Here is a 23503-nt window from a genome sequence, read left to right on the forward strand (position 1 = left end):
GCGCTGGGGCCTGGGCGGGTGCGGCCTTGCGCTCGGGCTCACCGATCACCAGCGACACGCCGCTCGCCTTGCCACCGGGGCCTTCGAGCGCGGCCTTGATTTTGGTGGCCGCTGCATGGGTGGCGGTCGAGGGGTCGCCGGCCGCCGCCGTTTCGTTGACCGGGGGTTTGGCGGCGCCGGTGGGTTGTTTGACGCCGGCGTGCGCTGCAGCGACGGGGGCCACAGCGGTGCCGTTGGCGGCCGCGGGGACGGCGCTCGCCAGACCCAGCAAGACGGCCACGGCCAGGCGGGACAGCGGGGCGGGCAGGCGGAGCGCGGAGGGCGTTTTCATGGCGGGTGCAGGGGTCGGTGTGGGCGGTGTTGCCTTGTTATCGGCGGCGGTGGCCGTCGACTTGAGCAAGCTGCCCTGGAATGCGGCCTGTATAGTCAACAACCGATCCGCTGAACCCAACCAACGCCCCTGCCGTGAGCATCCAGACCGACGATTTCGCTCCTTCGCCCCGCGTGGTGTCGGCCGCCGCCGTTTCACCCAAAGAAGAGGCGATCGAGCGCGCGCTGCGGCCCAAGCTGCTGGACGAATACGTGGGCCAGCAGAAGGTGCGCGAGCAGCTGGAGATCTTCATTGGCGCGGCCAAGAAGCGCAACGAGGCGCTGGACCATGTGCTGCTGTTCGGCCCGCCCGGCCTGGGCAAGACCACGCTCAGCCACATCATTGCGCAGGAGCTGGGCGTGAACCTGCGCCAGACCAGCGGCCCGGTGCTGGAAAAGCCCAAGGACCTGGCCGCGCTGCTGACCAACCTGGAGCCCAACGATGTGCTGTTCATCGACGAGATCCACCGCCTCAGCCCTGTCGTCGAAGAAATCCTGTACCCCGCGCTGGAGGACTACCAGATCGACATCATGATCGGCGAAGGCCCCGCAGCGCGCAGCATCAAGCTGGACCTGCAGCCCTTTACTTTGGTCGGCGCCACCACGCGCGCGGGCATGCTCACCAACCCGCTGCGCGACCGCTTCGGCATCGTGGCGCGGCTGGAGTTCTACACGGCCGAAGAGCTGGCGCGCATCGTGAAGCGAAGTGCCGGCCTGCTCAACGCGCCGATGGACCCGGAAGGCGGCTTCGAGATCGCGCGCCGCTCGCGTGGCACGCCGCGCATCGCCAACCGCCTGCTGCGCCGCGTGCGCGACTACGCGGACGTGAAGGGCACTGGCCGCATCACCACCGACATCGCCAACCGCGCGCTGGCCATGCTGGACGTGGACCCCGAAGGCTTTGACCTGATGGACCGCAAGCTGCTGGAGGCCGTGATCCACCGCTTCGACGGCGGGCCGGTGGGGCTGGACAACATCGCCGCCAGCATCGGCGAAGAGCGCGACACGATCGAAGACGTGATCGAGCCTTACCTGATCCAGCAGGGCTTTCTGCAACGCACGCCACGCGGGCGCATCGCCACGCTGGCGGCCTACCGTCACCTCGGTGTGATGCCCCCGCAGTCGGGCGATCACCTGTTCCCGGACGCGAACTGACGTGCCAAGGGGTTGGGACCACACCACCGGCATGCCGCCTGGCACCGAGGCGCTGTACCGGGCGGCGCTCGGGCCGGCCAGCGCCCGAACCTACCTGCCGGTCTTCACCCTGTTTGAAGCCTGCGGTCGCTCGGGAGCGGTCTGGAGCCAGCACGCGGCGGTGGGCAACTTGGCGTGGCTGGTGTACTGGCGCTTGTGGGACGCGGTGCTCGCTCAGGCCAGCCTGGCGGTCGCCGGCGCGGGCGCGCTGGGCTGGCTCTGGGCGCGCGCGGACGGTGTGCCGATGGGCGTTCGGGTCGGTCTGACGGCGACGTTCTGTGTGCTGTGGTGCGCGTTGCCCGGGCTGTGGGGTGTGGCCTGGCTGCACGGTGGCCTGCGCCAGCGCGCGAAGCTTGCTGTCGAGGAGGCCGAGACCTTCAAAGAGGCCCTGGAGCGGCTGGAGCGTTCGGAGAACGCGTGGCGCCTTCGGGGCTTGGGGGCCGCAGCGGCGGTGACCGTGGCGGTGGCGCTGCTGGCCGGGGTGGTGTGGCAACTGTGGCGGGCGCCCGTGGCAGCGGGCGAGCCCGCCAGCGCGGCGCCTCGGCCGGCACAGCCACCCGCCGCCAGTGCGGCCGCCGTGCTCGTGCCCGCCGCCACTCAGCCGGCGCTGCCCAAGCCCCAGCCCGAACCCGACCTCGAACCCGAACCCGAACCAGTGATCGTCCCGGTGGCGAACCCGGCCGCAGCGCCGGGGCCTGCCGCACCCGAGGCACCGGGCATCCGCCCCCGGGCCCGGGGCTTTGGGGTCAATGTCGGCATGTTCGCTGTGGCGGGCAATGCCGAGCGGGTGAAGGCGCGCCTGGCCGAGGCGGGTTTGCCCGTGCTGGACGATCCGGTCGAGTCGGCGCGAGGGCCGCTCACCCGCATTCGGGTGGGGCCGTTCGATCAATCCGAACAGGCCGAAGCGGCCGCCAAGACCGTTCGGGCGCTGGGCCTGGAGGCCCGGGTCTACGCACCGTGACGCGCGGTCCAACGGGCACACACAACCCCAGGAGGATGGAGGCGTCCCGCGCGTCCCGGCGCAGCGGACGGTTGGGGACGCCGCTGTGAGGGACGCTGATTTCCACCAGCGCCTGCACGCGCGCACCCCGTCCACCTGGGCGCTGTATGCGGTGATGGTGGTCAACGTCGGTGTGTGGCTGCTCAACCTGCTGCAAGGCGTGAACGCGATGCAGCCGAGCTCGGCCGAGCTGTTCGCCTGGGGCGCCAACTCGGCCACGGCGGTGGTGCGCGACGGCGAGTGGTGGCGCCTGCTCACCGCCACCGTGCTGCACGCCGGGGTGATGCACCTGGCGCTCAACATGGTCGCGCTGTGGGACGCCGGGCGCCAGGTCTGCCGCTGGTTCGGCAACGGGCAGTTCCTGCTGATCTACCTCGGATCGGCGCTCGCGGGCAGCGCGCTCAGTCTGCATTTTTCGGCGCAGCAGGCGGTGTCGGTGGGGGCGTCGGGCGCGGTGTTCGGCGTGCTGGGCGCGCTGACGACAGGGGTGTATCAGCACCGCGATCGAGTGCCCCGGGCAATGGCCACGCGCTTGCTGACCAGCCAAGGGCTCTTTGTGGTCTTCATGCTGGCTCAGGGCTTCACCCGGTCGGGCGTCGACAACGCGGCCCACGTCGGTGGTCTGGTGGCCGGCGTCGTCATCGCCTGGCTGCTGATCGAGGTGGTGGACGAGCGGGCCAGCCTTCTGCGGCGCGCCGGCCACCAGGTGCTGGCGGCGGTCGTGACCGCCTTGGCTGTGGGTGGTCTCGTGTGGTCCGCCCAGCCCGGGGTGGACCACCGCGAACTGTTCGGCAACCAGGCCATGCTGCGCGAGGTGTTGCCGCCGCTGCAGGCGGCCGAGAAGGCCCTGCAGCAGGACGCCCAGGCCCGGAAGGAAGGGCGTCTGCCGCACGACCGGTTTCTCGACGCGCTGGAGCAGCGCCACATCCCGGCCGTGCGCGGCGTGGTGCAGACCATGGACCGCGTGCGGCCGGTTCAACCGTTGCCGCTGCTGGACGACCTGAGGCACCGCAACGTGTACCTGCTGGAAATGATGGAGCTGGAACTGGGCATGGCGCGTGGCACGGTGGACCCGGCACAGGCGCAGCCGCGGATGGCCGAACTGTCGACGCTGCTCACGGCCGTGGACCAGCGGCTGAAAGACCGCAGCGCGGACAAGCCAAACTGAAGCCGAACGGATCAGGCGGGTGTGGCGCTCCGTGTGCGCAGCAGGCCCATCACCATCAGGCACTGCGCGGCGCCGTAGCTGCCGAGCACCCAGAGCGCCGATGCGGGCAGGGGCGTCACGAATCGGTTGATCGCCAGCAGCGTGTCGCTCACCATGAAACACAGGGCGCCGGCGGCAACCAGGCACGACGGCCCGTCGCGCCACACGCTGGCGCGCCCCAGCGCCTGCGACGCCATCAGCGTGATCGCCAACACATAGACCGCCACCGGCAACCGCAACCCAGGCGGCAGCCCGCCGGCCCACAGCAGCGTGTACACCAGCGCCCCGAGCGCGCTCACGCCGGCCCAGACGCGGCGCCGGGGCAGCCACGGAGCGTCCTGCCGGAAACACTGGGTGTAGGCGATGTGCGCCAGCAGGAAGGCCACCAGGCCGGGGATGAACAGGCCGTTGAGCATCAGGGCCACGTCGCCCGCGAGAGACGCCAGCAGCGCGGCCAGCAGCCAGGCGCTGCCCGAGGCGTCCGGCCGCGAGCGCCGATGCGCCACCACCAGTGCCAGCGCGATGCCCATGGTCAGCGGCTTGAACACCCAGTGCAGCGTGGTCCAGCCCGTGGCCGCCGTGGCAGCAGAGAGGGCCGCGCATTCGATCAGCAGCAGCTCGCCCGCCGTGATGCGCCCCTGCAGCAGCGCGCCCAGCGCCCACAGGCTCGCGAGCAGCACGCCGGCCCCGCTGGCGTTGTGCAGCAGGGGGTGGCTGTCGGCGTGCCAGAGGAACAGCGCCACGCCGCCCAGCAGCGCCGCGAACTGCAGCGCAGCAAACACCTGCACGGCGCGCCCGACCGGCGGGTCGAAGCGCTGCACGGCAGCGATGTCAAAGGCCGCGACCGGGTGCTTCGCCGCCACGTCCGCCGCCCGCCAGCCCGGGGGCTTGAGCCAGGGGCGCAGCTTGTCGCCCCAGCGCGTCGCTCGCCCGCTGTCGCGAGCGAGCGCGGCGTAGACCTCCAGGTTGGCCCAGACCGGGTCCCAGCTCTGCAGCGGCTTGCGCGTGCCGTAGATGCTGGGCTCGCGCGGGTCTTCGGGTTCGAAGGTGCCGAACAGGTGGTCCCACAGCATCAGGATGCCGCCGTAGTTCTTGTCCACGTAACGATCGTTCACGCCGTGGTGCACGCGGTGGTTGGACGGCGAGGCGAACCAGCGGTCGAAGCGGCCCATGGAGCCGATCTGCTCGGTGTGGATCCAGAACTGATACAGCAAGTCGATCAGACCGACCACCACGAACACCAGCGGCGGCACGCCGGCCAGCGCCATCGGCAGGTAGAACACCCAGCCCAGCAGCGGGTAGCTCACCGGCTGGCGCAGCGCGGTGGAAAGGTTGTAGTGCTGGCTCTGGTGGTGCACCACGTGCGCGGCCCAGAAGATGCCCACGGTGTGGCCCAGGCGGTGGTTCCAGTAATAGAGAAAGTCGTAGGCCAGCAGCGCCAGCAGCCAGCCCACGGGGGTGGTCCAGAAACCCGTGTCGGGCAGCAGGGCGGCGTGGGTGTACACGGCGGTGTAGATGCCCAGGCGCAGCAGCAAGGCAAACACCGCCGCGACCTGGCTCAGCATGCCCAGGCCGATGCTGGACACCGCGTCGGACAGCCGGTAGGTGTTGCGCCCGCGGCGCAGACCGACGGCGAACTCGATCACGATGAGCAGAAGAAAGACCGGTGTGGCGAAGACGATGACCTGGCTGGGGCTCATTGGACCACCCTCCGCGCTTCGCACTTCGGGGCTGAGCGCCTTCGGAACGGCCGGGCGGCGCTCATGTCAAAGCGCCGCGCGTGTCAATGGTGATCAGGCGCTCGACATGGCCCTCCAACAACCCACCGCGCACGCCCACAAAAAAGTCGTGCAGGTTGACCGTGGGGTCGCAGTGGCCGGGGATCAGCCAGACCGTGTCGCCCAGCGCGGGCAGTGGGGTGCCGGGGGCGGCGGCGCGCAGCACGCCGTGTTCGTCACCGCCGTTGGCGAACACCAGACCGGTGGGGTGGGCGACCAACGGCAGGCCGCTGTCGATGGCGTGGCTCTTGTGGCCGGCGTCGCAGACCGCGTGGTCCGCGCTGCGGCTCATGACCTGCGACTTGACAAACAAAGCGTGCTCGAACACCGGCGCCGTCATGTCGGGCTCATTGCTCGCGTAGTCGGCGTCCATGAACAGGTAGGAGCCGGCCTGCAGCTCGCCCCAGAGCCCGCTGGCGGCTTCGTTGACCAGGCTGCCGGTGCCCGCGCCCGTGACCAGCGGGGCGACGAAGCCGTGCTGACGCAAGGTGTCCAGCGTCTGGTGCACGGCCAGTGCCGACGCGGCGATGGCCACCGTGCGCTCGGCCGCGCTGCGGCGGTGTTGTGCGCCGCCGTGGTAGGCCTGCAGGCCGGCCCAGCGCAGCACGGGGTGTTCGGCGATGAGGCGCACGAGCGCGAGCGCAGGGTGGCCCGGTGGCACGCCGCAGCGGCCCTGGCCGACGTCGATTTCGACGAACACGTCGATGGCCGCCGCCCCATGCGCGCCAGCGCCTTTCAGCGCCGCCGCGAGCCGCTCAATGCCCTCGGCGCTGTCCACCGCGATGGCGAAGCGGGCCTGCCGCTCGCGCACCGCCGCCGCCAGCCGCGCCAGCTTGGGCGGTGCGATCACTTCGTTGCTGATGAAGATGTCGCTCACGCCCTGTGCGGCGAGCCGCAGGGCCTCTTCGGTCTTCTGCACGCAGACACCGACCGCGCCGTGCGCCATCTGCAGCCGGGACAGCTCGGCGCTCTTGTGCAGCTTGGCGTGCGGCCGCAGGCGCAGCCCGCGCTCGCGCGCGAACGCGGCCATGCGCGCGAGGTTGCGCTCCATGGCATCAAGGTGAATCACCAGCGACGGCGTGTCGATGGTGCCCACGCTCTGGCCCACCCAGGCCTGCGCCTGGGCCCAGCGCTCAGAAGTTTTCATGCGGTGGTCTCGTCCAGCGATCCGTCTTGCAGGTGCGCGGTGTCGGCCCAACCCACCAGGCTCAGGCCCTCGGGCGACCAGAGCAGGCGGTTGACGGCGGTGTTGGAAAGGTCCCAGCTGCGGGGCGCCTGCAACTCCAGTCGGGTCGCGGCACGGTAGAGGATGTCGAGAACGCCGCCGTGCGCAACCAGCATCACCTGCTCGCCGGGGTGGCGCGAGGCCAGTGCTTCGACGGTGGCGACCACGCGCTCGCGCAACTGCAGCAGCGACTCACCGCCCGTGGGCGCGAAGTCGGGCACGCGCTTGCGCCATGACAAAGCGTCTTCGGGCCAGCGGGCTTCGAGCTCGGCCCAGGTCTGGCCCTCGAAGCGCCCGAAGCAGCGTTCGCGCAGGCCGGTGTGCGTGGCCACGGACTGGTCGCGCGTGCGGGCGACCGCCTGCGCGGTCTCCAGGGCGCGGCTCAGGTCGCTGGCGTAGAAGGCGGCGATGGGTTCGTCGCGCAGGGCCTGCGCGAGCAGCTCGGCCTGCCGGCGACCGCGCGCGTTGAGCGGAATGTCGGTGTGGCCCTGGATGCGGGTGTCGCGGTTCCATTCGGTTTCGCCGTGGCGCACGGCGAGGATGCGGGTGATGTGCACAGAAAGAACCTGAAAAGTGGAGTGGGTTGGGCGTGCACTTTAGCCGCTCAACCCAGGTGTGACCACCCAAACACACCGGCGCTGGCGTGGGGTTTCGCCCAAAATACGGCCATGTCATCCCCCGAATCGGCTGCGTCGCCGAATTTCTTTTCGCTGTTCCAGTTCCTGCCCATCGGGGCCTACCGCAGCTCGCCCGATGGCGAGATGATCCGGGCCAATCCTGCCCTGGTGCAGATCAACGGGTACGGCAGCGAAGCCGAGCTGCTGGCCGGAGTGACCGACATCGCCAGCGAGTGGTACGTGGACCCGGGCCGGCGCGCCGAATTCCAGCGCCTGCTGGAGCGCGATGGTTTCGTGCGCGGCTTTGTCTCCGAGATCTGGCGCCACAAGACGCGCGAGCGCATCTGGATCAGCGAGAACGCCCATGGCGTGCGCGACGCCACCGGCAAGCTCCAGTACTACGAAGGCACGGTGGAGGACATCAGCGCACAGGTGAAGGCGCGCGAGGAGCAAGCCCGCAGCGAGGAGCGCCTTCGCCTGCTGACCGCCCAGATTCCCGGCATGGTGTTCGTGGTGCACGTGCCCGACGGGGGCGAGCCGGCGTACCGCTTCGTCAGTGCCGGGGTGCTGCAGATCTACGGGCTCACGCCGGATGACGTGCTGCGCGACCCGAACGCGCTTTCGCGCTACCGCCACCCCGACGACGCGCTCCGGTTTGCCGAACACATCCACCGCATCCATGCCGGTCTGCCGGACATCGGGTTCGAGTACCGCATCGTCCTGCCCGACGGCACCGAGCGCTGGCTGTACCGACGTTCGGATACGGTGGCGCACGAAGATGGGGGGCAGGTGCGGGTGGGGCTGCTGCTCGACATCACCGATCGCAAGCAGGCCGAAATCGCCCTGCGGGAGACCGAGGCACTGTGGAAGATCGCGCTCGACGGGGCAGGCGATGGCGTGTGGGACTGGAACATCGCCACCGGCGAAGAGTACGTGTCGCCGCGGATCAAAGCGATGTATGGGTACGCCGAGGACGAGCTGCTGCAGCATGCGCAGGAACTCGACAGCCGCACCCATCCCGACGACGTGCCGCAGATGCAGGCCGACCGCCTGGCGCACTTCGAGGGCCGCACGCCGGTGTACCGCAACGAGCACCGCATCCGCTGCAAGGACGGCAGCTGGAAGTGGGTGCTCTCAAGGGGCACCGTGATGGCGCGCGACGAGCAAGGTCGGCCGCTGCGCATGGTGGGCACGCACACCGACATTTCCGAGCTCAAGGCCGCCGAGGCGCACCAGCGCGCGCTGGAAGTGCAGCTGCGCGAATCGCAAAAGATGGAGGCCATCGGCACCCTCGCCGGCGGTGTGGCGCACGACTTCAACAACCTGCTGGCCGCCATCCTGGGCAATCTCGTGCTGGCGCGTGAAGACGTGGGGCCGGACCACATCGCCCAGGAGAGCCTGACCGAGATCAGCCACGCGGCGATCCGTGCGCGCCAACTGGTGCAGCAGATCCTGGCCTTCAGCCGACGCCAGACGCAGGAACTGCACCGGCAGCCACTCACACCGCTGGTGGAAGACGCGCTGCGCCTGCTGCGCTCGCTGTTGCCGGCGGGCGTGCGCCTGAACACGCGCCTGGGCGCGACCCCGATGCCGGTGCTGGCCGATGCCACTCAGATTCAGCAGGTGCTCATGAACCTGTGCACCAACGCGTGGCAGGCCATGGGGCAGAAGCCGGGCGACATCACCGTTGCCTTGCGGGAGACCCCGGTGGACGCGGCCCTGGCCTTGAAGCTGGGCGGCATCGACCCGGGTGTTTACGTCTGTCTCAGCGTGGCCGACAACGGCCCGGGCATGAACACCGACACGCAGCGCCGCATCTTTGAACCTTTTTTCACCACCAAGGCGCTGGGCAGCGGCACCGGCCTGGGCTTGTCGGTGGTGCACGGCATCGTGAAGGCGCACCGGGGGGCGATTTCGGTGCACAGCGTGCCGGGTGAGGGCGCCCGCTTCGACGTGTACCTGCCGCTGGCCTCAAGCGCTGCCACGGCGCAGGATCCCCCCGTGCCAACACCCGGCCCGGTGCCGGCGCCCGCTGTAGCCGGCCGCCACATCGTGTATGTGGACGACTACGAGGCACTGGTGTTCCTGGCGGGGCGCCTGCTGCGCAAGCACGGTTACCGCGTGACCACTTTTTTGTCGGGCGAAGAAGCGCTGAACTGGTTTCGCGATTCGCAGGAGCCTGTCGATCTGCTGGTGACCGACCAGAACATGCCGGGCATCAGTGGTGTCGAACTGGTGCGCGCGGTGCGCGGGTTGCGGCCCACACAGCGCATGGCCATCGTGTCAGGGCATGTGAGCGAACAACTGGTGAACGACGCCCATGCCCTGGGCGTGAGCGATGTGCTGGGCAAGCAGGACAGCATGGACGCGCTGGCCGAGTCGGTGCGGCAGCTGCTGGACCCCCAGTGAAGGTGTTGCCCCCACGCTCCGCCGCTGCGCGGGTCGCTGCCCCCCGAGGGGGCTGACCTTGCTTGGGGCGGCCCTGCGCTGCGGTCGATGGCCCCCACGCTCCGCTGTGGCGGCGGCTTCAGCGGGGCAGGTCCACGTTCACCTGACGGGCGCCAGCCGGCGGGGCCGGAAAGCCGTGCAGCGCGGCGCTGACCATGGCGCGCCAGAGTCCGGGCGAGTCGGCCCACAGGCCGTCGTGTGCGGCGTGGGTTTCATAGACCACCCGCCCGCTCCTGGCCTCGCGCACCACGAGCGTGAGCTTGCGCTGGTAGTACGGACGGTCGTTGTACATAGGGGGGAACATGGGTCCCCAGACCAGCTGGCCGCTGACGCGCGGGCCGTGGCTGCCAACGCCCACGCCCCACATGGGCCAGAAAATGGGCCACGGATCGTCCCAGGGTGAGCGGGCCAGGCGCAGGCTGCTGGCGCTCACCTGCACCGTCCAGGGCGATGCGGCGCTGTCAACGGCTGTCCAGCCCAGGGGGGCGAGCGCGTCGCGTGCGTAGGATTCGAGGGCGTTCTGCCGCGCGCCCGGATCGCCTTCGCGTTGCGAGGGCAGGCGCTCGAAGCGGTAGGTCTGGGGCGCCTGGGGCAGGGCCGCGGGCGCGGTGGCCTGTTTGCCGGAAGCGCTGCCGGTTTCGGTCCAGTTCGCAAAGCTCTCGACCTGGCTGTCCACTCGGTAGGTGCTGGCGCAGCCACCGAGCAACAGGGCGGCAAGCGCGGCGGCCAAGGTCCAGCGGCGGGGCGTCAAGGAGGGTGGGGCTGTGTGCATCGCGGTCTCTCCAGCGAGGGATGGCCCGACCCATCGGGACGGGCAGCGGGCGCAGAGGCTGAGCGTTTTGGCGTGCAAGGCGGGCATGGACGGAAGACTCTCAGCCTCTTAGGCCACGCTGATCGGTATGACCGGTCGCGTGCGGTTTTCGTTCCCGGTGGGTGGGGTGGGCGCCGCGGCGGCGGGCATGTCGTCGGTGTCGCCGTCGGCGTCGATGGGCGGAACCAGCGGCGGCAGTTCCTCTTCGTCAAACGCCTTGTCGCCGTCTTCGCTGGCCTGGCCCGTGACCTCAAGGGCCGCGAACGGGAACAGCTTGCGGTCCATCAAATGGCTGGGCACCACGTTCTGCAGCGCGGTGAGCATGTTCTCCAGCCGGCCCGGGAATTTTTTGTCCCAGTCGCGCAGCAGGTTGCCCACCTGCTTGCGCTGCAGGTTCTCCTGGCTGCCGCAGAGCGTGCAGGGGATGATGGGAAATTGCCGGACCTCGGCCCAGCGGATCAGGTCTTTTTCGGGGACGTAGGCCAGCGGGCGGATCACCATGAACTCGCCGTTGTCGCTCACCAGCTTGGCCGGCATGCCCTTGAGCTTGCCGCCGAAGAACATGTTGAGGAACAGCGTCTGCAGCATGTCGTCGCGGTGGTGGCCGAGCGCGATCTTGGTCGCCCCCAGCTCCTTGGCCACGCGGTACAGGATGCCGCGGCGCAGCCGGCTGCACAGGCTGCACATGGTCTTGCCCTCGGGGATCACCTTCTTGACGATGGAGTAGGTGTCCTGCGTTTCGATGTGGAACTTCACGCCGAGTTTTGACAGGTACTCGGGCAGGATGTGGTCGGGAAAACCGGGCTGCTTCTGGTCAAGGTTGACCGCAATGATCTCAAAGCTGATGGGCGCGCGCGCCTGCATCTTTTGCAGGATGTCGAGCAGGCCGTAGCTGTCCTTGCCGCCCGAGACGCAGACCATGACCCGGTCGCCCTCTTCGATCATGTTGAAGTCCACGATGGCACGGCCGACTTCGCGGCACAGGCGCTTTTCCAGCTTGTGGTTCTCAAGGGCAACTTTTTCGGGGTTCATGTCAACGACTCAGGGTAAATAAAGCGAAAACGCAGGCCAGAAGGATATTCCAACCGGGTTCGACGGGTCGCCTGGAGGGTTCGGCGCACCGATGGGTGGACCCGCAGGCCGGGGGGACCTGAAAAACACCCCCCGCTGCGTCAACCCCAAAAAAAGAGCCCACCGTCGCGAAACGCGACGGTGGGCTCACAAGGGAGCAGCCTCTCGTCAGGGCAACTGGGTCCAGTTCTGGTTGTTGCCGCCGTGGCAGGTCCATGCGATCAGCGGGATGTTCTGCGCCGTCGAGTTGTTCGGTACGTCCAGGCAGGCGCCCGAGGATCTATTTCGGATGGTCGATCCCACCAGACTCCACTGCGCCGTGTTGCCGCTGTTGCAGGCCAGCTGCACCACCCCGGCACCGCTGGTCACCGCGCTGTCCTGCGCCAGGCACAGGTTGCTGTGCTGGGCGACCAGTTGCACGTAACCATCGGCGACGTTGCGCACCATGAAGGTCTCGTTGCTGGCGGTGCCGCAAGGCCATTGGATGGCGGCCGTGCCGCTGCTCGGCGAGGCCCCTCGGATGTTGACGCACAGCCCGCTGTGGTTGGAGCGCAGGCGTGTGTTGACCTCCGACGCGGTGTCCAGCGAGCGCACGTACGTGGCGATGGCCTGCTGGTCGGCCGCGGGCAGGCCCGAGGCATTGCCGTGGCCGCCCGCGATCACGTCCAGCACGCTGGCCTTCTGGCCGTTGTGCATGTAGGACTTCGCGGCCCAGCTGCCGATCAGCGTGGGCGTGTCGAAGCCCACGCCGGCCAGCGGCTGGTTGATGCCCTTGCCGGACGACGGCTGGATCGTGCCCACGTCGTGCCGCAGCCCGTCGCGCAGGGTGGCTCCGGCATGGCAGGTCGCGCAGTTGGCGCTGGCAAACAGGGCCTGTCCGCGCGCCGCTTCCACGGTCAGGCTGCCGTTGGCGGCGCGCACCGGGCTGCGCATGAACTTGTTCAGCGAGGTGAGATAGGCCGCCAGATCGTCGAGCTGTGCACTGCGGCCCGCCTTGGGCGTGCCCAGCGGGTTGGACGTGGCCGTGAAGTCGGCGTCGCTCAGGAAGCCGGTGCCGCCGAAGGCGTTGCGCATGTCGTTCTCGAAGTCCTGCACCTCGTCGAAGTTGGCGCTCCAGTGCAGCTTGCCGTGGCCCAGGCCGGCCCGTCCCTGCAGGCTGATGGTGCGGCGCAAGCCCTCGCCACGCTGGGTGAAGTCCCACACCATGCCGTCGTCACCGCCATCCGCATGGCAACTGGCGCAGGACATGTAGTTGTCCTTGCTCATGCGCCGGTCGGCTGCGTTGTAGAACACCTGCTTGCCGCGCAGTGCCGCGGCGCCCATGGGTTCCTGCGCCACGGTGGGGATGTGCTGCAGGAACACGGCGGCCGCACTGCGGGAGGCCAACACGTTGGCCACGTCGTGCACCGTGACCGAGCGCGCCAGGAAGTTGTTCACGAACAGCCGCTTGCGCGAGGCATCCAGGTACAGGCCGTGCGGCGCGCTGCTGGCGCTGATCTCGCCGCGAACGGCACGGCTGTAGGCATCGACGATGGCGATGTTGTTGCCCTCCATCTGCGCCACGAACAGGTAGTCGCCGACCGGGGAATACAGCGCCGCGCGAGCCGGGGCCCGGTCGTCGAAGTCGATCTGCTCGCCCAGCAGGTGCGTGTTCTGCGACAGGTCGACCTGCGAGAGGATGGAGCGCACCGTCTGGTCGTGCACCAGGTCGCCGCCGTCGCGGAAGCGCCCGCGCACGATGTTGTCCTTCTTGCCCGGCAGCGCCGCGCGGCTGCCATCGGGCGAGATCACCACCTGGCTCAGGTAGTTGGCCACGCCGCGAGCGCTGTTCTCGGTGTCCACCGTGGTGGTGTCCACCGGCAGGGCGATGGTGGACAAAAGGCCCATGGCATTGATGCCCACCTTGTGCAGCTGCCCGCCCGTCATCTGGGACTTGAAGCGCGTGATGTAGGCCGTCTGAGAGTCGGCCGCCACCGCGATGCCGCGCAGCTCGCCTTCCAGAGGCAGCGTGCCGGTGGTGGCACCGCTGGTCGGGTCGAAGGCGATCAGCGTGGACTTGCTCTCCAGCGTCAGCAGGCCCTTGGACCCGTTGGGCGTGAAGGCCACGCCGTAGGGGCCGCTGCCGTAGGGAAGCGCCACCGTGGTGGAGACGCTGCCATCGGCCGGGTTCAGGGCCACCAGCTTGTCCTCGCCCTGCACCGTGACCCAGATGCGGCCGTCGGGACCGCGTGCGAGGGTCTTGGGCTCGTCACCCACGCGGATCTCCCAGCGCTTGGTGAGGGCCTGCGCATCGATGGCGGAGACGGTGCCGCTGTCGGGGTTCACCGCGTAGACGCTGTTCGCATCGCCCACGATGTTGCTCGAATGCGTGGGCGCGGTGGCCGTCACCGGGAAGGTCACGGTCACGTTGTAGGTGTAGAAGGTTTCCCGGCCCGAGGCGTCGCGCACCGTGAGGGTCACGGTGTAGTGGCCGGGGCGGTTGTAGCTGAAGGTGGTGCCCAGCTGGCTGGAGAACGCTGTCTGCGTGCCGTTGCCGTAGTTCCAGCGGTAGGTGGAGCCGGTGCCGCCCAGACGGGGCGGGTTGAACGTGAGTTGCCCGTTGACCAGCTGCGGGCCGTTGCTCAGACCCACGTCTCCGACGATCGTTTGCTGCTGCAGCAGCGCGACGTCGGCGTCGCTCAGCACGTGGCTGTAGACCCGCACGTCGGCCAGGCTGCCACGGAAGAAGTCCGTATTGCCCTGCAATTGCCCCAGCAGCGTGAACCGGTTGTTCAGGCCCTTGGTGCCCATGAGGCCGGTGGAGCTGATCTTGTTGCCGTCGATGTGCATCGTCTGTGCACCGGTGGCGGCATCGCGCGTCATCACCACATGGTGCCAGTTGCCGTCGTTCACGGGGGCGGCGGAGCGGGTGCCCGGGTTGTCGGTCGTCACGTTGCCCACCGAGAGGTTGAGGCGACCGGTGTTGTCGATCCAGCCCCAGAAAATGTCGTCCGCACCATTCGCCTGGTCGCGCCCGAAGATGCCGGGCGCCGTCCAGGGGTTGGCCGATCCGGTCTGCGTGGCCTTCATGTAGAAGGCGAGTGAAGCGGTGCCGCCCAATGCCGTGGCCACGCTGTTGTCCTTGAGCGGCACGCCGCCACTGCGTTGCGCGAAGTTCAGGCTGATGCCGTCGAATTGGTCGGCCGTCGAGGCCGTGCCGTTGTTGGCGCCGACCTCATCGGACAGCCCGCTCGCCAGGGGCCAATGGTTCATCAAACCGATGTCGCTGGCGGTGCCGGTGTTGAAGACGGCGCGGTACTCGTTGGCGATGCCGTTGCCCGCGTAGTCCTTCACGCCGCCGGCCGTCAGCAGCACTTCGTAGGCGGTGCCGGCCTCCAGGGGTTGCGCGGGGTGGAAGTTGATGATGCCCAGCTGCACGCTGTAGGTGCCGGCCAAGGTGTTGCCGTTCACCGGGCGCACGACGAAGGTGCTTGAGTTGACGCTCTCGGGCAGGATGCTGTCCGAGAGGCCCATACCGATGCGCGAGCTCAGGGCTTGCTGTTTTGCGCCGTTGGCCGGCGAGATCTGCTTGACCGTCGGCGGCGTGGTGTCGCGCGCTGTCTGGTGCACGATGAAGCCGCTGCCCGAACCGTGGTCGTTGCCGATGAACACCAGGTTGCCGAAGGGCGCGACCTGACCGTGGTCGGAGTGCGAGAGCTCGGGGTCGTTGGCCGCGAACAGGCTGCCCTGGCCCACCTGGACATGGTTGAGCGGGTTGCTCACGTCCACCTTGTGCACCTTGGTCTGTGCGCCCTGGAACACGTACTGGTCCTGCGTGCCGCAGTACAGCTGCTCGTCGATCACCAGCCGGTTGTCTTCGGCCACGAACCGGGCTCGGTCGCTCAGGTCGTAGCTGTACATTTTGGCGCCGCCGCCGCGTGCCGAGGCGTGCAGGTTCTTGCCGTCATAGCAAGTGGCGTAGTAGTTGGGGTTGGAGCCCACGTTGTCCAACACCTTGGGGTTGAGCGGGTCGGAGATGTCCAGGCTGGAAAAACCGCCGGTGTTGTCCATCGAGGTCAGCACCATCTGGTTGCCCATGGTGAAGATGGGGCCGACGCGAAAGCCCCCGAGTTCGCCGGTGGGCACAGGGTTGGGCCTGCCGGCGCCACGGTCGGCGATGACGGCGTTGACCGGATCGCGTGCGTCCACGATGTAGATGCCGTGGTTGGCCGAGGCCACGTAAAGGTAGGGCGCCTGCCACCACAGCTGCCAGGCCACGTTGGCGTAGTCGCCACCGTTGACAGTGGGCAGCGCCAGCTTCTTGACCTGCTGGATGTCGTTGATGTCGGTGAAGTCCCAGAACTCGATGCCCTTGGTGCTGGGCACCACCACGTACTGGCGGCCACCGATCTTTGCGGTGCCGAAGGCGTGCGCCTCTCGGAACTCCTGTGTGCGGCCTTCGGGCTCATAGATCTTCTTGACGAGCCGGATGGCGCGCGGGTTGGACACGTCGTACAGCAAGAAGCCGCCGGGGCCCAGGCCGCTGTCGGGGGCGAAGGAGGTCAGGAAGTAGCCGTTGAGCATGATGCCCACGTTCAGCCCGTAGGCCTTGCGGCCTGGGTAGGTGGCGGGCACGTCGCCCGAGGCGCGGGTGATCATGGACACCGGCTTGAAGAGCTCGTCTGAGGTGTAGGTGAGGTTGCCCAGACCCGGACCCTGCACAGGGAGCGGTTCCTCCGCGGCCAGCGTGACCGCGGCCGCCATGGTGGAGAGGGTGGTCATGGGGCTGACCCCCGTGATCGCCGCGTGCGTCAGCAATGTGACGAACGGCAGCAGGACCGCCATCAAGGAATACCGAATTTTCATCGTTGTCTCCAGGTTGTTAGAAGTTCTTCATCAATCCATCCGACGGGCCGCTGACCATGGCGCGCAGGCACACCTCGCCAGTGGCGCAGGGCGCCCGCCTGGCTCTTTCTCTCTTCTCCCTCTCCTCTTGTCCTCCTCGGCGCTGGCTGGATCAGGCCCGCGCCCTGCCTGTCAAGGCACCGGTCACCCAAGCGCTCACGATCACTCCATCGAGAGCATTGGGGACTTACTTCTTTCTTTGTATGAACAGGTTGCGACGCGCATCCTCGGGATATGCAAAGGTGACCATGGCGTTGCGCACCAGTCCCACCACCAGCATGTTCTGGCTGATCGCCTCCTTGTCCTCTGGCGAGAATGGTTTTTCGTACGTGGCGACCACGCCGTAATAAACACGGTGGATGTTCTCCAGGGCGTTCTTTACGGTTGGGCCACTGAGGTCACCGTTGCGGATGCCCAGCAACGCATAGGTCAGCAGGTAGGTGGCGTCGTAGGCCTGAGCCGCAGCCATGGGCACGCGGATGCGAGACATGTTGAACTTGCGGGCATACGTGCTGAGGAAGGCAGCACGGCGCTCGTTGCTCGGATCGGCGATGAAGGTCTGCGCCATGAGCGAGCCTTCCGCGCCGCCATAGGCGCCATCGATGTAGTTCGGGAACGAGAGTGGCCAGGCACCGACCTGAGGCACCTTCCAGCCCATGGTCTTGCGACCGTTGGCGATGGTGGCGGCCTCTGGGCCCACGGCGTAGCTCAGAATGACATTGGCGTTGACCGCTCTGGCCTCGGCCAGTTGCGCCGTGACATCCTTCGCGCCGGAGGCGACGCGGGCCACGTACACGGGCTTGACGCCCATTTGCGCCAGGGCTTGGGTCGTGTCGTGCAAACCGGCAGTGCCGTAGTCCGTGGAGTCGGCGAACACCGCCACCCGGTTCCAACCGCGCTTGAGAATATCGTCGACGATGAACGACGCCTGGATCGCATCGCGCGCGGCGGTGCGGAAAGTGAAGCTCTGCGCCGACGGGAATTTTGCCGTGAGCGGCGTGCCCGTGGCGCAGGGGATCACGAGCGGTACCTTCGCTTGCTGGAAGATGTCCACCACCTTCATGCCCACGCCGTTGTCGCAGACACCGATCGTGGCCACCACCTTCTCGGCCACCAACTCATTGGCGGCTGCCAAGCCCTTCTCGGGGTCAGAAAAATCGTCCTTGATGTCGAGTTCCAGGGGGCGGCCCAGGTAGCCGCCCACCGCGTTGATCTCGTCCACGGCCATGCGGATGCCATTGAGCATGGTGGTGCCGACATCGGCTGAACCGCCAGTGAACGGGCCGATCACGCCGATCCGCACCGGTACGCCCTGTGCAAAAGCACCTGCCGAACACAGCGCTGCGGCGAGGATCCAGGGCGTTTTCATGGGTGGTTAGGCCGGAGCAGATTCGTACAGGCCCCAGGCCTCGGCAGCGCTCGCGCCGCGGTGGATCATGGCCATCAGCGCGTTCACCACCGCCGAGGGGTTGGCGTGCTGGTAGACATTGCGGCCGTAGACCATGCCCGAGGCGCCCTGGTCCATCAGCACGCGCGAGCGGGCGAACACCTGCTGCAGGTCTTCGCGGCCACCGCCGCGCACCAGCACCGGGCAGCGCGCGGCCTGCACCACGCGGTGGAATTCGGTGGCGTCGGTGGTGGGGTCGGCCTTCACGATATCGGCCCCCATCTCGCGCGCCAGGCGCACCAGGGTGACGATCTTTTCGGCGTCGCCATCAACCATGTAGCCGCCCTGGTCGCTGTGCGGGCGCATCACCAGCGGCTCGATCATCAGTGGCATGCCGTAGCGGTCGCAGTCGGCGCGCACGCGCGCGATGTTCGCGACGCATTGGCGGAACAGGTCGGGTTCGTTGGGCAGCATGAACAGGTTGACCACCACGCAGGCGGCATCGCGCTGCACGGCCGGCAGCACCGGGTCGTGCTCGTTCTGCAGCACGGCCCACATCACGCGGTGTGCGGTGGCGTTGTAGGGGTTGCCCATGTCGATGCGCATCACCAGCGCGGGCTTGTTGCGGCCCGGGCGGTCCTGTAGCAGATCCGATTGGCCGTAGTTGAGCTGGATCGCGTCGGGCCCGGCGGCCACCAGTTTGTCCATCACCTGGGGCATATCTTCCAGCCCGTTGAGGAACGAGGGCTCGTTGCAGACACCATGGTCGAGCGCGATATCAAGGCAGCGCCCGTTGCTCAGCAAGCGGTTCAGGCGCGCGGTCTTGTCCTTCGACATACGAAGAGGTCCTTTGAAAAGGGAATGAAAAAAGGGAGGGCTTCAGGCGAGTGCCTGCAGGTGCCGGGCTGCGGCTTCGTCGATGCGCTGCACGGCCTCGGGGGGCAGGTCCAGCGCGCCGGCGGCGGCGTTCTGAATGGCCTGCGGGCGCACACGCGCGCCGCACAGTGCCACCGACACGCTGCCGCTGGCCAGCGTCCAGGCGATCATCAACTGGCCGAAGGAACAGCCAAGCGGCTGGCGCACCGGTTCCAGTTCGTCGAAGAAGGCCTTGAGCTTGGCGCGGTTGGCGGTGCTGAAACGTGGGTTGGTGGCGCGCTGGTCGTCGCCCGTGAACACCCGCGTCGGGTCGATGGGGCCCGCGAGCAGGCCCAGCGCCAGCGAGGAATAACCGAGCACGGCCACGTTGTGCTGCTGGCACAAGGGCACCAGCGTCTGTTCGATCTCGCGGTCGATCAGGCTGTAGCGCTCCTGGGCCGCGTCCACGGGGCCGTAACGCAGGTACTCCGCCAGCGTCTCGGGGCTGGCGTTGCTCACGCCGATGGCGCGGATCTTTCCCTGCTGCTTGAGGGCGAGCAGGGCGTCCATGGTCTCTTCGACCGGTGTGGTGCTGTCCTGCCAGTGCGTGATGTAGAGGTCGATGTAGTCGGTCTGCAGGCGCTTCAGGCTTTCTTCCGCTTCGTGGAAGATCGACTCGCGGCCCAGGTGGCGGTACACGGGGTGACCGTCTTCGTCGAAGAAGTGCGTGCCTTGTTGCGTGTGCCAGACCAGCCCGCACTTGGTGGCGATCACGGCCTCGTGGCGGCGGCCTTTGAGCGCCGCGCCAACGATGTTTTCGGAGGCGCCCAGGCCATAGGCCGGCGCGGTGTCGATCAGTGTGACCCCGGCATCGAGCGAGGCGTGGATGGCCTCGGTGGCGCCGGCGCTGTCCTGGCCGCCCCACATCCAGCCGCCCATGGCCCAGGTTCCCAGGCCGATGGCCGAGCAGGTGATGCCCGAGGGGCCGAGGGTGGTGGTCTTCATCGCTTGGTTCAGCACGGCGCTCATCGCTTGGTCTTTCGGGTGTTCATGAGGTGGTCGATGGTCACGGCCGCGAGCAGGATCAGGCCCTTGATCACGTCCTGCCAGTAAGGCGATACGTCCAGCAGGATCAGCGAGCTGGTCACCACCGAGAGCAGGGCCAGGCCCAGCACGGCGCCCAGCACCGTGCCCGAGCCGCCCTTGAGGCTGGCGCCGCCGATGACGGCTGCGGCGATCACGTTGAGTTCCATGCCGACGCCGAAGGTGGGCGTGGCCGCGCCGAAGCGCGCGGTGTAGATCACGCCGGCCAGGCCGGCCGACGCCGCGCACAGCACCGTCACCCAGAACTTCACCCGGCCCACGCGGATGCCCGAGTACAGCGCCGCCTTCTCGTTGCTGCCGGTGTAGAAGACGCGGCGCATCAGGCTGGCGCGGCGCAGCACGAAGTCGCTCACCACCACGATCACCAGGAAGATGATGATCACCGCCGGCATGCCGAACACCGTGCCCTGGCCGATGAACTTGAACGATTCCGGCAGCGTGAACAGCGACTGGGGTGTGCCCTGCGTGAGCGCCAGGCACAGGCCGCGCACGATGACCATGAAGGCCAGCGAGGCGATGAAGTGGTTGAGGCCGATGCGCACCACACAGCCGCCGATCATGGCGCCGATCATGGCGCTGGCCGCAATGGCGATGAGCCCGGCCGTCCAGGGGTCGAGCCCCATCAGGAACAGCTTGCCGGTGACCACCATCGCGAAGCACACCACCGAGCCCACCGAGAGGTCGATGCCGCCCACGATCAGCAAAATGGTCATGCCCACCACCACGATGCCCTCGATGGAGAACGAGAGCAGCATGGCCCGGATGTTGTCCCAGGTGAGGAAGTAGGGCGAGGCGAAGCTCATGCCCACGCACATCACCGCGATGATGGCCAGCAGGCCCATCTCGCGCATGCTGGTGAGCTTCGGGCCGCCCGGTTTGCCGGGTCCTCCCTGCGTCGGGTGTGGGGCCTGCAGGCCGGCCACGGGGCCGGCGTTCAGTTGTGCTGGGTGATTCATGTCATCTCCTCTTGTTCCAGTCCTGAGGCCAGCCGCAGCAGGGCCTCTTCCGTCATGTCTTTGCCTTGCACCTCGCCCGCGACGCGACCGTCGCGGATGACCAGTGCCCTGTCACACAGCCCGATGATCTCGGGCAGCTCCGAGGAGATGACCACCACGCCCACGCCCTGGCAGGCCAGGTCGCGCAGGATGTGGTGGATCTCCGACTTGGCGCCCACGTCCACGCCGCGCGTGGGCTCGTCCATCAGCAGCACCGCCGGGTTCGTGGCCAACAGCTTGGCGATGGCCACCTTCTGCTGGTTGCCGCCCGACAGGCTGGCCACCTCGATCTGCACGCCGTCGGACTTGAGCCGCAGGCGCGCGCCCAGCTCCTGCGCCAGCCGGTGCTCGGCCGCGCGCTGCAGCAGACCGAAGCGCGAGCTCACACGCTGGAGCGCCATCGAGGCGATGTTTTGCGCGATCGGCAGGTCGAGGTACACGCCCGCCGCCTTGCGGTCTTCGCTGAGGTAGGCGATGCCCTCGCGCAGCGCGTCGCTGTACTGGCGGATCGCCACCGCTTTGCCATTCAGCCGCACGCTGCCGCCGGTGACAGGCCGCAGGCCACACAGGGTCTGCGCGAGCTCGCTGCGACCGGCGCCCATCAGACCCGCGATGCCCAGGATCTCGCCGTGCTGCAGCGTGAAGGACACGCCGTGCACACGTTCGCCGTCGGCCAGGTTGCTCACTTCCAGCACGTGCTCGCCGCGGTCGGCGTCTTGTTGCTTGGGCGGGTAGTAGCTGCCCAGGTCGCGACCGACCATGCGGCGCACCAGGTCGTCGGCGCTCAGCTCGGCCAGCGGGCCCGAATGCACGTTGCGCCCGTCGCGCAGCACCGTCACCCGCGTGCAGTGCGAAAAAATCTCGGCCATGCGGTGGCTGATGTAGATGATGCCGATGCCCTGGTTTTTCAGGTCGTGCAGCACCCGGAACAGCGCGGCCGATTCGTTGTCGGTGAGCGCGGCCGTCGGCTCGTCGAGGATCAGCACCTTGCAGTCCAGCGTGAGCGCCTTGGCGATCTCGATCAGCTGCTGGCTGGAGATGGAAAGATCGCACACGCGGGCGGCGGGGTCGATGTCCTGCCCCAGCCGCTGCAGCACCTGGGCCGCGCGCGCGTTGATGCTGGCGTAGTCCATCCACGCCCGCTTGCCGGCGTTGATCTCCGGCATGAAGATGTTTTCGGCCACGGTGGCGTCGCCGCACAGGGCGATCTCCTGGTGCACCAGGCCGATGCCCAGGCGCATGGCCTGGGCCGGACCATCGATGACCACCACCTGGCCGTTGAGCACGATCTCGCCCGTGTTCGGCTGGTGGATGCCATCGATGATGTTCATCAGCGTGGACTTGCCCGCGCCGTTCTCGCCGCACAGGGCGTGGATCTCGCCCGCCTGCAGCGAGAAGTCCACGCCGGAGAGCGCATGCGCAGCGCCGAAGCGCTTGCTGATGCCCCGCAACTCGAGCAAGGAAGTGCCCATGACGCTCACTCGTTGATGCCCTTGGTGCCGCGGCGGGTGAGGTACTTGTCCCAGTAGAAGTCGTCGGCGTTGGCCTTGCTGACCACGGCCAGGCCGTTGTCCAGGAAGGGCACGGCCATGGGGTTCGTGCCGTTGCGCTTGGCGTCGTTCATCGGGTCGATGAGGCCGGGGTTCTTGGCCAGGAACAACATCATCATGCCCATGTAGCCCTGCATGCCCTGGTTGGGGTTGATGGCGCCGAACACGTCGCCGGACTTGATCATGTCCAGGATCTTGGCGTTCACGTCGCAGCACATCACCTTGATGTTCTTCTTGGACTCCACCTTGGCCTGTGCCGCACCCAGGGCCGAGTTGGCCTCGGGCATGAACAGGGCGCCCAGGTTGGGGTTGGCTTGAACCAGGCTCTGCACCGCCTGGTAGGCCTTGTTCGGGTCTTGGTTGCTGGCAGCACGGCCCACCAGCTTCATGCCGGGGTGCTTGGCCTTCATGCGGTTGATGAAGGCGCCGATGCGGCGGTCGTGGTTGTCTTGGCCGGGGTTTTCCAGCACGGCGAATTCACCCTTGCCACCCAGCGACGCGGCGATGGCGTCGGCGGCCTGCGCGCCTTCACGGTCGTTGTCCGAGGTGATGAAGGAGGTGCGCTTGGAGTTGGGCGAATCGGCCGCGAAGGTGACGACCGGGATGCCCATGGCGGCGGCGCGGTTGATGGGCTCGATGAACGGGTCGGGGTTCATCGGGTGCAGCAGGATGCCGGCGGGCTTGCGGGCCAGCTCTTGCTCAAACGAGGCCAGCTGCTTGTTCACGTCGTACTCGGGCGTGCCGGAGTAGCGGGTCTTCACGCCCAGCGTGTGGCCGAGCTGCTTCATCATTTCGTAGACCGGGAACCAGTACTCCACGCCCGAGACCATCACGTTCATCACGTAGACGTCGCTGGGTTTGCCGCGCAGGCCAGCGCCCGTTGCTGCTGCTGGTTGCTGCGCGAATGCGCTGGTGCCGGCCATGCCGATACCGGCGGCGGCTGCGGACTTCAGGAAATTACGCCTCATGTTTTGACTCCTCGTAGGTGGGTGGCACAGCGTGCGATGC

The 23503-nt window shown here is 68.0% G+C and carries 16 protein-coding genes and 1 pseudogene; 4 read left to right on the plus strand and 13 right to left on the minus strand.

All coding sequences use genetic code 11. The features are described from left to right. Window positions 1–331 (minus strand): annotated as a pseudogene (locus B0E41_RS19685) (hypothetical protein); the annotation flags it as partial. Window positions 332–465: 134 nt separating this feature from the next. Between B0E41_RS19685 and ruvB the strand changes: the two are divergent. From ruvB to B0E41_RS19700, 3 genes are all read left to right on the plus strand, one after another. After that, window positions 466–1524 (plus strand): Holliday junction branch migration DNA helicase RuvB, encoded by a 1059-nt coding sequence (gene ruvB, locus B0E41_RS19690; protein WP_077333519.1) that lies wholly within the window; start codon window positions 466–468, stop codon window positions 1522–1524. 31 nt (window positions 1525–1555) lie between these two features. Continuing rightward, a complete protein-coding gene (locus B0E41_RS19695) occupies window positions 1556–2524 on the plus strand; it encodes an SPOR domain-containing protein (RefSeq protein ID WP_077333521.1) in 969 nt (322 codons plus the stop codon). A gap of 85 nt (window positions 2525–2609) precedes the next feature. After that, window positions 2610–3731: a rhomboid family intramembrane serine protease gene (locus tag B0E41_RS19700; RefSeq protein ID WP_077333523.1), complete on the plus strand. Its 1122-nt coding sequence runs from the start codon at window positions 2610–2612 to the stop codon at window positions 3729–3731. 11 nt (window positions 3732–3742) lie between these two features. Here B0E41_RS19700 and B0E41_RS19705 read toward each other — a convergent pair whose 3' ends face one another. From B0E41_RS19705 to B0E41_RS19715, 3 genes are all read right to left on the minus strand, one after another. Next, on the minus strand, window positions 3743–5470 hold the full coding sequence (locus B0E41_RS19705; RefSeq protein ID WP_077333525.1) for a lysoplasmalogenase family protein: 1728 nt from the start codon (window positions 5468–5470) through the stop codon (window positions 3743–3745). A 61-nt stretch (window positions 5471–5531) separates the two neighbouring features. After that, a complete protein-coding gene (locus B0E41_RS19710) occupies window positions 5532–6695 on the minus strand; it encodes a DSD1 family PLP-dependent enzyme (RefSeq protein WP_077333527.1) in 1164 nt (387 codons plus the stop codon). After that, a complete protein-coding gene (locus tag B0E41_RS19715; protein WP_077333529.1) occupies window positions 6692–7330 on the minus strand; it encodes a histidine phosphatase family protein in 639 nt (212 codons plus the stop codon). Before B0E41_RS19715 ends, B0E41_RS19710 begins: the two co-directional genes overlap by 4 nt. A gap of 111 nt (window positions 7331–7441) precedes the next feature. On the opposite strand from B0E41_RS19715, the gene B0E41_RS19720 reads away from it, so the two are divergent. After that, on the plus strand, window positions 7442–9799 hold the full coding sequence (locus B0E41_RS19720) for a PAS domain-containing protein (RefSeq protein ID WP_077333530.1): 2358 nt from the start codon (window positions 7442–7444) through the stop codon (window positions 9797–9799). A gap of 118 nt (window positions 9800–9917) precedes the next feature. Here the strand turns inward: B0E41_RS19720 and B0E41_RS19725 are convergent, their stop codons facing one another. The 9 genes from B0E41_RS19725 to B0E41_RS19765 form a co-directional block, all read right to left on the minus strand. Continuing rightward, window positions 9918–10610 carry a DUF4136 domain-containing protein gene (locus tag B0E41_RS19725; RefSeq protein ID WP_171984832.1) on the minus strand — a complete coding sequence of 231 codons (693 nt, stop codon included), beginning with the start codon at window positions 10608–10610 and terminating at the stop codon, window positions 9918–9920. 108 nt (window positions 10611–10718) lie between these two features. Then, complete coding sequence (gene ttcA / locus B0E41_RS19730; RefSeq protein WP_077333534.1) at window positions 10719–11681, minus strand: tRNA 2-thiocytidine(32) synthetase TtcA; 963 nt, start codon at window positions 11679–11681, stop codon at window positions 10719–10721. 207 nt (window positions 11682–11888) lie between these two features. Further along, window positions 11889–16565, minus strand: coding sequence for a ricin-type beta-trefoil lectin domain protein (locus tag B0E41_RS19735; RefSeq protein WP_077333536.1), 4677 nt, complete (start codon window positions 16563–16565; stop codon window positions 11889–11891). Between the two features lie 226 nt (window positions 16566–16791). Then, window positions 16792–17973 carry an ABC transporter substrate-binding protein gene (locus B0E41_RS19740; protein WP_077333538.1) on the minus strand — a complete coding sequence of 394 codons (1182 nt, stop codon included), beginning with the start codon at window positions 17971–17973 and terminating at the stop codon, window positions 16792–16794. Between the two features lie 6 nt (window positions 17974–17979). Further along, a complete protein-coding gene (locus B0E41_RS19745; protein WP_077333540.1) occupies window positions 17980–18828 on the minus strand; it encodes an aldolase in 849 nt (282 codons plus the stop codon). Between the two features lie 42 nt (window positions 18829–18870). Continuing rightward, window positions 18871–19875, minus strand: coding sequence for an aldo/keto reductase (locus B0E41_RS19750; protein WP_077333542.1), 1005 nt, complete (start codon window positions 19873–19875; stop codon window positions 18871–18873). Next, the gene (locus tag B0E41_RS19755) at window positions 19872–20906 is read right to left on the minus strand and encodes an ABC transporter permease (RefSeq protein WP_077333544.1); all 1035 of its coding nucleotides are present in this window, start codon (window positions 20904–20906) and stop codon (window positions 19872–19874) included. The genes B0E41_RS19750 and B0E41_RS19755 overlap by 4 nt, the downstream gene beginning before the upstream one ends. Further along, entirely contained in the window at window positions 20903–22417 is a 1515-nt protein-coding gene (locus B0E41_RS19760; RefSeq protein ID WP_077333546.1) for a sugar ABC transporter ATP-binding protein, read from the minus strand. Before B0E41_RS19760 ends, B0E41_RS19755 begins: the two co-directional genes overlap by 4 nt. 5 nt (window positions 22418–22422) lie before the next feature. After that, a complete protein-coding gene (locus tag B0E41_RS19765; protein ID WP_077333548.1) occupies window positions 22423–23463 on the minus strand; it encodes a substrate-binding domain-containing protein in 1041 nt (346 codons plus the stop codon). Window positions 23464–23503: the final 40 nt, after the last annotated feature.

Source organism: Hydrogenophaga sp. A37 (assembly GCF_002001205.1).
Lineage (GTDB): Bacteria > Pseudomonadota > Gammaproteobacteria > Burkholderiales > Burkholderiaceae_C > Hydrogenophaga.